Origin of the sequence: Streptomyces avicenniae, from assembly GCF_000719135.1 — a bacterium.
In the GTDB taxonomy this organism is placed as follows: Bacteria; Actinomycetota; Actinomycetes; order Streptomycetales; family Streptomycetaceae; genus Streptomyces; species Streptomyces avicenniae.
Map to the genome: position 1 here is coordinate 184723 of NZ_JOEK01000012.1, position 12109 is coordinate 196831.

Below are 12109 nucleotides of genomic sequence, written 5' to 3' on the forward strand. Positions count from 1 at the left end.
GCTTTATGTATATACTTCCGGCGGTTTCCCGCTGCACGCCCGGTCGGACGGCGCGCGGCGGGGCCGCCGTTCCCATCGTTCGACGTACGGAGCCGTCATGGCGCTGAACCTCACGGGCCGCCACCTCCTGCGGGAGCTGGACCTCTCGGCCGAGGAGTTCCTGTCCCTCGTCTCGCTCGCGGCCGAGCTGAAGGCCGCCAAGCGCGCGGGCACCGAGCAGCGCCGCCTCACCGGCCGGAACATCGCGCTGATCTTCGAGAAGAACTCGACGCGGACCCGCTGCGCGTTCGAGGTCGCGGCGGCCGACCAGGGCGCCTCCACCACCTACCTGGACCCCGCCGGTACCCACCTGGGCCGCAAGGAGTCGCCTCGGGACACCGCCCGCGTGCTGGGCAGGATGTTCGACGCGATCCAGTTCAGGGGCGCGGCGCAGAGCACCGTCGAGGAACTGGCGGCCCACGCGGGCGTGCCGGTCTACAACGGGCTGACCGACGACTGGCACCCGACGCAGATGCTGGCCGACGTCCTCACGATGACCGAGCACGGCGACCGGCCGGTCGGGGAGACCGCCTTCGCCTACCTCGGCGACGCGCGCAACAACATGGGGAACTCCTACCTGGTCACCGGCGCCCTGCTCGGCATGGACGTGCGGATCGTCGCGCCCCGGGCCCTGTGGCCGGACGAGGCGGTGCAGGGCGAGGCGCGGCGGCTCGCCGGAACGTCGGGGGCGCGGATCACGCTGACCGAGGACGTCGCCGAGGGCGTGCGGGGCGCGCACTTCGTCGCCACGGACGTGTGGGTGTCGCTCGGCGAACCGGCCGCGATGTGGGACGAGCGCATCGCCCTGCTGCGCCCCTACGCGGTGACGGCCGAGGTGCTGCGGGCGACGGGGAACCCGGACGTGAAGTTCCTGCACTGCCTTCCCGCGTTCCACGACCTCGGCACGGAGGTCGGGCGGCAGGTGCACGAGCGGCACGGCCTCACGTACCTGGAGGTGACCGACGAGGTGTTCGAGTCGGAGCGGTCGGTCGTCTTCGACCAGGCGGAGAACCGGCTGCACACCATCAAGGCGCTGATGGTCGCCACGCTGGCCTCCTGACGCGCGCGTCCGCCGGGGGCGGCGGGCGGGGCCGCGTCGCCCGACGTCCCGGCCGGGGCGGGGCGGGTACGGGGACAGAGGGGAGAGCGGATGACGACCGGAGAGTTCGCGCGGCTGCGGCTCGACGACGACCAGCGTGCCGATGTCGGCATGATGCGCGACAGGCTGCGCGCCGCGGGGTGGCGGGTCCGCCAGGTGACCACGCGTACGGATGAACCCATGGTCATGGAGCCCGCGGCAGGCGCCAGGTACGAGACGCGGACCTGCGCGCTCGACGTGGAGTACGTGGCCATGGGCCTGTCGGTCGCGATCGAGGACCTCGGCGGCGGGGAGGACCACGAACTGCTGGTCCACTGCTGTGGGCCGCGTGCCGGTCGCCACACCCCGTCGCCGCCGGACGACGACCGGCGCGAGCTAGCCGACGTCCTCGCGGTGCTCACCGCCTATCAGGACCGGCTGACGCCCGACGTGTACGCCGCGTTCTGCGGTGATCTGCTGGTGGCGTGCGGCGGTGCCGTCGAGTACCACGGCGATGAGAGCGGCATGCTGTGCGACGTCACGCGGGAGGGCCGGGACGCCGGGGAGTTGCCCGTGGCGAAGGGCCCGTGACACGCGGCGCCGCATCGCCTTCCGCGCCGCCCCGCCCTACGGATCGGCGCGACCCCGCGGACCCGGCGCACGTGTGGGGTCGGCGGGCTACGCCTCGGCCTCGTGGACCAGGATGGCGATCTGCACCCGGTTGTCGCAGCCGAGCTTGTCGAGGATGCGGGAGACGTACGTCTTCACCGTGCCGACGCTCATGAACAGCTCGGCGCCGATCTCGGCGTTGGACCTGCCGCCGCCGACCGCGAGGGCGACCTGGCGCTCCCGGACGCTCAGGACGTCGAGCGCCGTCCTGGCCCGCCGGGCGCGGCGGGCCCGTTCGCCGTCCCTGCCGTCGCGCCCGCCACCGCCGTCCCGCACGACGTGGTCGATCAGCCTGCTGGTCACGGCGGGCGAGAGCATGGCCTCGCCGCGCGCGGCGATCCTGACGGCCTGGAGGAAGTCGGTGGGCGGCACGTCCTTCAGCAGGAAGCCGCTGGCACCGGCCCGCAGGGCACGCAGGACGTACTCGTCGGTGTTGAAGGTGGTCAGCACGATGACGACCGGCCCCTCCCCGTCCGCCCGCAGCGCCTCGGTGGCGGCCAGGCCGTCCATGCGGGGCATGCGGATGTCCATGAGGACGACGTCGGGGCGGTGCAGGGCGGCGGCCGAGACCGCCTCCCGGCCGTCCGCCGCCTCGGCCACCACCTCGATCCCGGGGTCGGCGCCCAGGATGAGCGAGAGCCCGGCACGTACCAGGGCGTCGTCGTCGGCGACGACCACACGGATCATGTCGGCCACGGCAGACGCGCCTCCAGTCGGAAATCGATCCCGCCGTCGGGACCGCGCCGGGCGCCGTAGTCGATACGGCCGCCGGTGAGCTGGACACGCTCGGTCAGGCCGACGAGCCCGGAGCGCGAGCCGGGCACGGCGGGCGCCGCCCCGGCGTCACCCAGGGGGTTGCTGATGCTGACCCGCAGTTCCCCGTCGGTGGGCAGGTCGAGCAGGACACGCGCGCACGTGCCCGGGGCGTGCTTCCTGGCGTTGGTCAGGCCCTCCTGGACGATGCGGTAGGCGGTGCGGCTGGTGGAGGGCGGCGCGTCCGCCGGTACCGGCACCCGGTCGTCCAGCTCGACCCGGGCTCCGGCGGCCGTGGCCTCGGCGGCGAGCGTGGCGATGTCGCCGATGCCCTGCTGCGGCCGGACGGTGCTGTCCTGGCCTGGCCGCAGGACGCCGAGTATCTCGCGCAGGTCCTCCAGGGCCTGGTGGGCGCTGGAGCGGATGATGCCCGCCGTGGCGGCGATCTGCTCGGCGGCCATGTCGGGCCGGACTTCGAGCGCGCCCGCGTGGAGGCTGAGCAGGGTGATCCGGTGGGCCAGCACGTCGTGCATCTCCCGGGCGATGTGCTCCCGCTCGCGACTGCGGATCTGGTCGGCCCGCAGCGTCGCCTCCGCCTCGGCACGCTCGGCGCGGTCCCGCAGCGAGGCCACGACCTCGCGCCGCGCGCGGATCACCTGGCCCCAGGCGATGAAGGGCGACGTGAGGACGAAGCCGAGCAGCACGTTGAAGACGATCTGGCCGGGGACGTCGGCCCCGGCCGCCGCCAGGTCGGGATCGGGCCACAGGAGCGCGTACGGCACGGTGCCCGCGAGGTAGGCGGCGGCGATCGCCATGGTGGTGCGCCAGGGGCGGTGGACGGCCACGGTGAAGAGGATGACGATCGAGGCGCCGCCGACGTACTCGATGAGGGTCGTCAGCGGGAGCAGCAGCAGGGCGACGCGGACGGGGTGGTCCCGGCGCCACCACAGGGCCACGCAGCCCACGACCGACAGCACGAGGCAGAGGGCGAAGACCGCCGCGGGCCCCTCGCGCCCGTTGCTCACGCGCTCGGCGGCGAACAGCAGGCCTAGGCCGAGCGCCAGGAGGATGGCGATGACGTCGGTGATCCGGTTCTGCCGGTGGGTGCGGGTCATGAGCGCACCAGCGGTCGCCAGTACTGGCGGTGGCCCTCGTCGCGCACGGTGAAGCCTGACTTCTCGACCTCGCCGCGCAGTTCGACCGCGTCGTCGTGCGCCTTCTTGCCGAGCGCGGCCTCGCGCGCCTTCAGCAGCGCGTTCACCAGGCCGGGGAGATCCGGCGTCTCGGGCACCCAGCGCCGGTAGAGGTCGGCGTACGGGTCGGCGGCGCGCCACGGGTAGCCGTGGGCCGTGAAGGCGTGCTCGATCGTGGCGGCGGACGCCTCGGAGGTGTCGCGCAGCAGGTGGCGGGACTCGCGGTCGAGTATCACCAGCCGTTTGCCGTCGAGGAACACCGCCTCGACGTCGGGCCGCTCGATCTCGTGGACCGCCTCGTCCTTCCGCAGCCGCAGCCCCGCGTCCGTCACGGTGATCCGCAGCGTGCTCTCGACGGCGGCGAACGCGAACAGCAGCCCGACGACCAGGCCGAGGGCCCCGAGGGCGAACGCGACCCAGTGGCCCTCCCACGAGGAGATCAGCTGGAACGGACCCTTCATCGGGGCCCAGCGCAGGGCCGCGATCCGTTTCGCGACGCGCGGCAGGAAGTAGCCGAGCAGCGCGCCCAGCGCCGGCCCGCCGATCAACAGCAGCGCCTGGCCGGACGCGGGGAGCCCCAGCTCCGTCGCCGTCCTCTGCCGCTCAGTCGGCATGCTCCCGCCCCGCTTCCCACGCGTCCCCGCGCCTCGCACCGTCCCCGGCCCGCCGGTCCTCCCGGCCACCACCGACCGTAAGGGCGGCCCGGTCCCCGGCGACAGTCATCCAAAGTCGCTGACCGTACGACCAAAGTCATCCTCCCGGTGGCCCGCCGGTTCTCGTGACGCACGGTGGGCAGGATGTCATCCCCGGTGCGGGGAGCGGGGGGCCAGCGGCCCGCCGCCGCCCACCGGATTCCGTCAACACCGTTGCACCACAAGGGAGTTCCTGCATGAACCGCTTCACCGGCAAGACCGTCCTGATCACCGGAGGCACCAGCGGCATGGGCCTGGCCACCGGGCACCGCCTCATCGCCGAGGGTGCCCGGGTGGTCGTCACCGGCAGGACCGCCGAGCGGGTGGACGCCGCCGTGGCCGCGCTGGGCGGGTCCGCGTCCGGCGTCGTGTCGGACACCGCCGACCTCGCCGCCGTGGACGCCCTGGTCGAGACCGTACGGGAGCGCCACGGCCGCCTCGACAGCCTCTTCGTGAACGCGGGCACCCTGACACTCCTGCCGTTCGGGGAGATCACCGAGAAGGACTTCGACCAGGCCCTCGACGTCAACGTGAAGGGCGTCTTCTTCACGATCCAGAAGACGCTGCCGCTGCTCGTGGACGGCGGCTCGGTCGTCATCAACGCGTCGTGGACCCTGCACCGGGGCAACAGCGCGCTCACGCTCTACTCGGCCACCAAGGCCGCCGTGCACAACCTCGCCCGCACCCTGGCCGCGACGCTCGGGCCGCGCGGCATCCGCGTCAACTCGGTGAGCCCCGGCTACATCGACACCCCGATGTACCCGGTGGACGCGCTGAGCCCCGAGGACGCGGCGGCGCTGACCGGCCGCGTCCTGGCCGGGCGCTTCGGGCGGCCCGAGGAGGTCGCGGCGGCGGTGGCGTTCCTCGCCTCAGCCGACGCGTCCTACATCAACGGGCAGGACCTGATCGTGGACGGCGGCCTGGTCGGCGCGATACCCGGCTGACCCGCCCGGCGCGCGGGGGCGGTGCGAGAGCGCCGTCACCCGCGCGCCACCTGCGCGTCACGCCGTCAGGCTGCCCGCGAGCGCGGCGATGTCCGCCGGGCCCACACGGCAGCAGCCCCCGATCAGCCGCGCCCCCGCCGCGCGCCACGCGACGGCCGCCCCGGCGTCCGCGCGGGCCCGGCCACGCCACCGACGGCCCGCCACGTCCCACGTCTCGCCGCTGTTGGGGTAGACCACGGCGGGCCCGCCCGTCACCGCCACGGCCACCTCGACGGCGGGCAGCGCCTCGCGCGGGTCGCAGCAGTTCACCCCCACCGCCACCACCTGCTCGACGCCCGCCGCCAGCGCGAACGCCTCGGCGAGCGGCTGCCCGGCCCGCGTCCTGCCGTCCGCGACCGTGTACGACAGCCACACCGGCACGCCGCAGGCCTCCACCGCCCGCAGCAGCGCCTCCGCCTCCCGCACGTCGGGGACCGTCTCCAGCGCCAGCACGTCGGGCCCGGCGGCCACCAGTGCCTCGACGCGCGGCCGGTGGAAACGCGTCAGCTCCGCGACGCCGAGCCCGTACCGCCCCCGGTACTCGGAGCCGTCCGCCAGCACCGCGCCGTACGGGCCGACCGACGCCGCGACGTACGCACGCCACCCGCTGTCCGCGACGGCCCGCCGCGCGAGCCGCACGCTGTCGCCGAACAGCCGTTCCGCCGCGCCCCGTCCGAACCCGGCCCGCGCGAAGCCCTCGAACGACGCCTGGTAGCTGGCGGTCGTCACCACCTCGGCGCCCGCCCGCAGATACGCCGCGTGCGCCGCGACGAGGGCGTCCCGCCCGCCCGGGCCGTCCGCCAGCGGCCGGGCGGTCCACAGGCCGTCGCCCGACACGTCAAGACCCTGGTCGGCGAGCCCGTTCGACAGCCCGCCGTCCAGCACCAGGGCGCGGCCGTCCCGCACGGACGGCGGCGGGAACGCGGGGCTCACCCCAGCTGCGGCGCGACCCGGGAGGCGATCAGCTCCAGGTGGTCGAGGTCGTCGAGGTCGAGGATCTGGAGGTAGAAGCGGCTGGAGCCGGTCGCGGCGAACTCGCCGATCCGCGCCACGACCTCGTCGGGCGTGCCCGCGAGCCCGTTGGCCTTCAGCTCGTCCACGTCACGGCCGATCGCGGCGGCCCGGCGCGCGACCTCGGCGTCGTCCTTGCCGACGCAGGCGATGAGCGCGTTCGAGTAGACCAGGTCGTCCGCCTTGCGCCCGGCCTCCTCGGCGGCCTCGCGTACGCGCGCGAACTGCGCGGTGGTGACGTCGAGGGAGCCGAACGGGATGTTGAACTCGTCGGCGTAGCGGGCGGCAAGCCGCGGCGTCCGCTCCTTGCCCGTGCCGCCGATCAGCACCGGCACCTTCGCCTGCACCGGCTTGGGGAGCGCGGGCGAGTCCTTCAGCTGGTAGTAGGTGCCCTCGTAGCTGAACGTCTCGCCCACCGGGGTCTCCCACAGGCCGGTGACGATGGCGAGCTGCTCTTCGAGGCGCGGGAACTTCTCCTTCGGGAACGGGATGCCGTACGCCGCGTGCTCCTGCCCGAACCAGGCCGCGCCGATGCCCAGTTCGACCCGGCCGCCTGACATGGCGTCCACCTGCGCCACCTGGATCGCGAGCACGCCCGGCAGCCGGAACGTCGCCGCCGTCATGAGCGTGCCGAGCCGGATGCGGCTGGTCTCCCTGGCGAGCCCGGCGAGGGTCAGCCAGGCGTCGGTGGGGCCGGGGAGCCCGTCGCCCTCGCCCATGCGCAGGTAGTGGTCGGAGCGGAAGAAGGCGTCGAAGCCCAGGTCCTCGGTGGCCTTGGCGACGGACAGGAGGGTGTCGTACGAGGCGCCTTGCTGGGGTTCGGTGAAGATACGCAGATCCATGTCCCCCATCATGCACACCTCGGCCCGGCGCCCCCGGCCGGGTCAGGCGCCCGGCGGGCGTCCCGGGGTGAGCAGGGCCGTCTCCCCCGGCGAGATGTCGGGGCGCAGCACGTCGCAGCCGCCCGACCGGTGGAAGACCACGATCTCGCCGGGCGTCAGCCGTGCGGCGACCCCGGCGGCCTGCGCGCCGAGGATCTGTTCGATGCCGGGCGCGAACTGCGCGTCCAGCGCGAGGACCGCCTCGGCCGCCGCCCAGAACGCCGAGCGGCGCGGGGCCGCGCGCGTCACGTGCAGCACGGTCCGCCAGGGCCCGGCGGCCAGCGCGACGTGCGGCGGGCGCCGCAGGTCGCACACGAGGGCCTGCGGCCCGGCGTCCACGGTGGGCGGCGCGGGGGGTTGGGGCGGCCAGGCGCCCGTGTGCCCGGTCAGGACGAGCCGGTCACCCGCGGCCTGCCGCACGCCCGCCCACTGGTCGGGGCCGCGCGTCGCGGCGGTCACCCGGGCGCCCACGGCCAGCAGCCGTAGGGCGAACAGCCGCCCGAACAGGGACTCGCCGAGTACCGCGACGCGGATGCCCTCGGGCCCCGGCGCGGGCAGCGCGACGGACCGGCCGGTGGCGTCCGTGCCCAGGTGGACGCCCGCGTGCGCGGGGTGCAGGAGCGGGCCCGTGGGGGCGGGGTCGTTCCAGGCGGTGCCGGGCAGCGAGGTGAGGTCGGGGGTGGTGCTCATCGGGGGTTCACGCCTCCGGTGCGGGCGGGCGGCTGGACGGCGCCGGTGAGGTCGCGGCCTCCGACGAACAGGCCGGTCGCCTCGACGAGGGAACGGGACGGGTACGCCACGGGCAGGGTCGCGAGCAGCCCGGCCGCCTGGTCGGTGGCGGGTGGGCCGACCAGTCCCGACTGGATGAGGCGGTCGCGTTCGGCCGCGGCGTGCTGGGCGACCGTGCTGACGACGCGCACGGCGGTGCGCACCCGCAGCTCGCCGCCCTCGCGGGTCAGGGTGGCGGCCGTGACGACGCGGTCGGCGGTGCAGGCGGCGAGGCCGGTGAGCAGCCGCGTCCAGTCGGCCTGGCGGTGGATCTCGGCGGTGACCGTGCAGTGGGTGGCGGCGTTGCCCGCCCAGCTGCCGGGGATGGCGCGGCCTTCGCCCGACGCGTCGCCGATCTGCCGCAGCAGGGCGCGTACGGCCTCGGCGTCCAGCGGGGTGCTCGGCGCGCCGAGGGTGGCGAGCCGGGCGCGCAGCCGCGCCGTCGCCGCGGCCAGGGCCGCCCTGGCGCCGGGGGCGCCGCCGCCGCGCCGCTCGGCGGCCCCGGGGGCGTCGAACGGCTCGTAGCGCAGGACCAGCCAGGACCGTACGGCGATGGGCCGTCCGCCGGTGGGCAGTTGGCGGTAGGCGACGGTCGGCTGGTAGCGGTAGTGGAAGTCCCAGGGCGGCAGGCCGAACTGCTCGACGACGAGTTGGGCGGCGGCGGGCCTGGCGGGGTCGTGGTCCAGCCAGCGCGCGATCTCGGCGGCGGGCAGCAGCGGGAGCGTCCCGCCGGGGAAGGCGACGACGGCGGCGTGGCCGCGTCCGTCGGCGAGGACGCCCATGCCCTTGCCCTGGGCGCGGCGCGGCGTGGGGCGGGTGGCACCGGCCGCCGCGTTGCGGTCGGGGACCTCGGTGACGTCGAGGGCGGGCAGCAGGGTGTGGGCGAGGCCGAGGTGGTCCTCGCCGCCCGGCCGCTCGGGGGCGGACGCGGCGGCGAGGGCGCGGCGGCGCTGCTGGTCCATGAACTGCTGGTCGGCCCAGTCGCCGTGGCGGCGTACGAGGGCCCCCGCGGCGAGCAGTCCGCCCGCGCCCGCGAGGGCGTAGCCCCAGGCGCTCTGGAACGCGACCCCGGCCGCGATGCTCCCGGCCCCGGCCTCCAGGGCGACCAGTCGGCCGCGGGTGAACCGCAGCGGGCGGCGGGGCCTGGGGGGCGTGGTGGCCGGTGCCGGTGCCGGGTCGCCGTCGCGGCGTCCGCCTCTTCTCGCCATCACTCTCCTTCTCCGTTCTCGTCGGCGGAATCCGCCGGGCCGCTGCGCTGTTCGCGCCCCGCGGCCTCGGGGTCGAGCACGGGGCCGTGCGGCAGCAGCCGCACGAAGCTCTGCGGCAGCGAAGGGGCGTCGCCGGGCGTGTAGCGCAGCCGCTGCACGGCGTCGGGCGACGCGAAGGGGAACGCCGTGCCGCTGTCCGTCACGAGCGTGTAGGTGCCGCCGGAGCCCGCCGACGTGGTGGCGCGTACGACGACGCCGGAGCCGGTCGGTATCCAGATCCTGTCGATCTCCCCGAGCCGGGAGCCGTCGATGGCGACGACGGGCTGCATGTCGGGCGGCTCTGGCATGACGCCCGGCAGGTGCACGGTCGCCTGCCAGGGCGTGTCGCTCGGCTGGCCGCCGGGCGGGGTGCTGATGCAGACGGGCTGGTCGCGGCCGGGCTCCTGGGCCTGCGGCAGCAGGTCGGGCCAGGCGCTGTTGCCCGGGGCCTCGTCCTGCGACGGGGTGGCGCGGGCGGCGTCGGCGCTGGTGATCGTGTGGTCGGCCGGGGCGTCGGCGCTCAGCAGCCGGTGGACGACCTGCGAGATGCTGAGCAGGCCGTCGGGGCGGACGAGGAAGTACTGCGGGTTCTGCCCGGCGCCCTCGGTGTGCGCCAGGTCGCCGACGGACGCCTCGAAGGGCAGCGCTCCCGCGGCGGGCGCGGCTCCGGTGTCGCCACTGGTGGCCGGGATCTCGATCTCGGGTCCCTCGGGGACGGTCGCGATGATGTCGGCAGGGAGCGGCTGCGGTTCGGCGCGCTGGAGGTCGAGGAGGCCGCGTACGCCTTCCGAGATGAGGTGGCGGCGGCCCTCGGTGAGGAGCCACAGCCTGCCGTCCTCGGTCTCGGCGAGCAGGGTGGTGCTCGGGGTGCCCTCGGGGGGCGCGACGCCTGGCACCGAGATGTACAGGGCGGTCCCGGTCGGTTCGCCGCCGCGCTCGGCGGGGATGGCGCACAGCGTCCAGTCGCCGGTCACGAGGTCGCCCTCGCCCGGCAGCGCGTCGGGGGCGCCCTCGATGCCGACGGGCAGACCGCGCGGCGCGTCGTTCAGCACGCCCTGGCGCACCTCGGTCAGCTGGCCGCCGCCGACCAGCAGCGCGGAGGCGAGGTTGAGCGCGGGGTGGACGACGCCCTCCGTGACGACGTACCGGTCGCCGTCGCCCGCGATGACGGCGCCGCTGGCGGGCAGCGCGGGGCCCCGTCCGCCGCCGAGCCAGCCGGCGATGCCGAAGCCCGCCATGATGAGGATGCCGATGGCGATGCCGCCGCCGAGACCGCGGTTGAGGCGGCGGCGCGGGTCGTGCCTGGCCTCGTCCGTGCCGCGGATGAGGCTGGTGGTCCTTCGGCGGTTCTCGTAGGCGTACGCCTCCGCCTGCTCACTTGTCGTGGCCATCTATCGTGTCCGGTTCCGGGAGGCGGTGGTCGAGTGGTCGGGTGCGGGCACGTCGCTGCCGTCGAGCCAGTCGAGACGTGGACGAGGGGGCCGGGAAGGACCGGGGGAACCGGGGGGCCGGGGCGCGGCGCCGTGGCCGTCGGTCTCCCGGGGCGCGGGGTCGGGACCTGCACGCCAGCCGCGTCCGGCGGCGCGGCGGAGCGCGGGGGCACCCAGCAGGCCGAGGACGACGGCGAGCAGCAGGCATCCGCTCCAGGCGAGGGCGGTGGCGGCGGTGCTCGACAGCAGCGGCTCGTCCTCGGGGACGTCGGCGAGGGCGACGCGTCCGCCACCGCTGCCGCCGCCCCCCGCGGGCTCGGAGCCCGGCAGCCAGGTGAGCGCGCCGAAGGGATCGACGATGCCCGCGCCCGTGCGGTCGTTGTCGCCGCCGCCGACCGGGGTCGCCGAGCCGAGGAGCCGTTCGGTGACCTGCGCGGCGGACAGGTCGGGGTGCAGGGAGCGGACGAGGGCGGCGGCGCCGGAGACCTCGGCCGCGGCGTAGCTGTTGCCCGAGTCCACGCGGTAGCCGGAGCCGCCGGGCGACAGGACGGTCATGTTCTCGCCGTAGCCCGCGAGGTCGATCCACAGGCCACGGTTGGAGGACTGCACGGGCTGGCCGTCGGCGTCCACCGAGGTGACGGCGATGACCCCCTCGTAGGCGGCCGGGTACATGCGGCCCTCCTCGACGGTGTCGTTCGCCTCGTTGCCCGCGGCGGCGACGACCACGACGTCGGCGGCGACCGCGCGGGCGACGGCGTCGCGCAGCGCGTCGTGGCCGACCGGGAAGGCGAAGGAGAGGTTGAGGACGCCGACGCCCGCGGCCACCGCGTCGTCGATGGCGGCGGCGAGGAGGGTGACGTCCACCTGGTCCACGCCCTCGGCGATGCGCACCGGGTAGACGGAGGCGCCGGGGGCCACCCCGGTCATCCGGTCGCCGTCGGCGCGGCGCCCGGCTATCAGCCCGGCGAGCGCGGTGCCGTGCCCCTCGCAGTCCTGTTCGGGCCGCGGGGTGGCGCGGTCGAAGCCGCGTTCCTCGTTGACCGTCGTGTACTCGCTGCCGCGGCGTACGGCCCCGTCGAGGTCGGGGTGCCGCGCGTCCACCCCCGAGTCCACGACGCCGACCGTCACGCCGGTGCCGGTGGACAGGTCCCAGGCGTGGCGCAGGGCGAGCTGCTGGATGAGCGGGTAGGGGCCCGCCGCGTCGGGGAGTTCCGCGCCGACGATCTCGGTGCGGCAGGGCTCGGCGGCGGCCGACGGCGTGGCCAGGCCGGGGACGGCGAGCTGCCCCGCGCACAGGGCGGCCGTCACGGCGGCGAGCAGGGGGCCGCGCCCTCGGCGCGGCGGGTCGGGGAGGTGGGGCACGCG

12 protein-coding genes are annotated in these 12109 nt (G+C 75.6%); 3 read left to right on the forward strand and 9 right to left on the reverse strand.

The window, feature by feature from the left end; translation table 11 throughout:
* Positions 1–97: 97 nt before the first annotated feature.
* Both argF and IF27_RS21175 read left to right on the forward strand, forming a co-directional pair.
* Positions 98–1099 (forward strand): ornithine carbamoyltransferase, encoded by a 1002-nt coding sequence (gene argF / locus IF27_RS21170; RefSeq protein ID WP_052851265.1) that lies wholly within the window; start codon positions 98–100, stop codon positions 1097–1099.
* A 90-nt stretch (positions 1100–1189) separates the two neighbouring features.
* On the forward strand, positions 1190–1708 hold the full coding sequence (locus tag IF27_RS21175; RefSeq protein WP_052851266.1) for a hypothetical protein: 519 nt from the start codon (positions 1190–1192) through the stop codon (positions 1706–1708).
* An 87-nt stretch (positions 1709–1795) separates the two neighbouring features.
* Here IF27_RS21175 and IF27_RS21180 read toward each other — a convergent pair whose 3' ends face one another.
* From IF27_RS21180 to IF27_RS21190, 3 genes are read right to left on the reverse strand one after another with little or no spacing between them, the layout of a single operon-like run.
* On the reverse strand, positions 1796–2473 hold the full coding sequence (locus IF27_RS21180; protein ID WP_110946132.1) for a response regulator transcription factor: 678 nt from the start codon (positions 2471–2473) through the stop codon (positions 1796–1798).
* Positions 2470–3654 carry a sensor histidine kinase gene (locus tag IF27_RS21185; protein ID WP_052851268.1) on the reverse strand — a complete coding sequence of 395 codons (1185 nt, stop codon included), beginning with the start codon at positions 3652–3654 and terminating at the stop codon, positions 2470–2472. Before IF27_RS21185 ends, IF27_RS21180 begins: the two co-directional genes overlap by 4 nt.
* Positions 3651–4346: a YqeB family protein gene (locus IF27_RS21190; RefSeq protein ID WP_052851269.1), complete on the reverse strand. Its 696-nt coding sequence runs from the start codon at positions 4344–4346 to the stop codon at positions 3651–3653. The genes IF27_RS21185 and IF27_RS21190 overlap by 4 nt, the downstream gene beginning before the upstream one ends.
* Positions 4347–4621: 275 nt before the next feature.
* Between IF27_RS21190 and IF27_RS21195 the strand changes: the two genes are divergently transcribed.
* Entirely contained in the window at positions 4622–5368 is a 747-nt protein-coding gene (locus tag IF27_RS21195) for a glucose 1-dehydrogenase (protein WP_052851270.1), read from the forward strand.
* A gap of 57 nt (positions 5369–5425) precedes the next feature.
* Here IF27_RS21195 and mmuM read toward each other — a convergent pair whose 3' ends face one another.
* From mmuM to IF27_RS21225, 6 genes are read right to left on the reverse strand one after another with little or no spacing between them, the layout of a single operon-like run.
* Positions 5426–6340, reverse strand: coding sequence for a homocysteine S-methyltransferase (gene mmuM, locus IF27_RS21200; RefSeq protein ID WP_052851271.1), 915 nt, complete (start codon positions 6338–6340; stop codon positions 5426–5428).
* Positions 6337–7260: an LLM class F420-dependent oxidoreductase gene (locus IF27_RS21205; protein WP_052851438.1), complete on the reverse strand. Its 924-nt coding sequence runs from the start codon at positions 7258–7260 to the stop codon at positions 6337–6339. Before IF27_RS21205 ends, mmuM begins: the two co-directional genes overlap by 4 nt.
* A gap of 42 nt (positions 7261–7302) precedes the next feature.
* Positions 7303–7989, reverse strand: a complete 687-nt coding sequence (locus IF27_RS21210; protein ID WP_223291140.1) for a hypothetical protein — start codon at positions 7987–7989, stop codon at positions 7303–7305.
* On the reverse strand, positions 7986–9275 hold the full coding sequence (locus IF27_RS21215; protein ID WP_052851272.1) for a type VII secretion protein EccE: 1290 nt from the start codon (positions 9273–9275) through the stop codon (positions 7986–7988). Before IF27_RS21215 ends, IF27_RS21210 begins: the two co-directional genes overlap by 4 nt.
* Positions 9275–10705: a type VII secretion protein EccB gene (gene eccB / locus IF27_RS21220; protein ID WP_052851273.1), complete on the reverse strand. Its 1431-nt coding sequence runs from the start codon at positions 10703–10705 to the stop codon at positions 9275–9277. Before eccB ends, IF27_RS21215 begins: the two co-directional genes overlap by 1 nt.
* Positions 10706–12106, reverse strand: coding sequence for a S8 family serine peptidase (locus tag IF27_RS21225; protein WP_052851274.1), 1401 nt, complete (start codon positions 12104–12106; stop codon positions 10706–10708).
* Between the last annotated feature and the right edge of the window lie 3 nt (positions 12107–12109).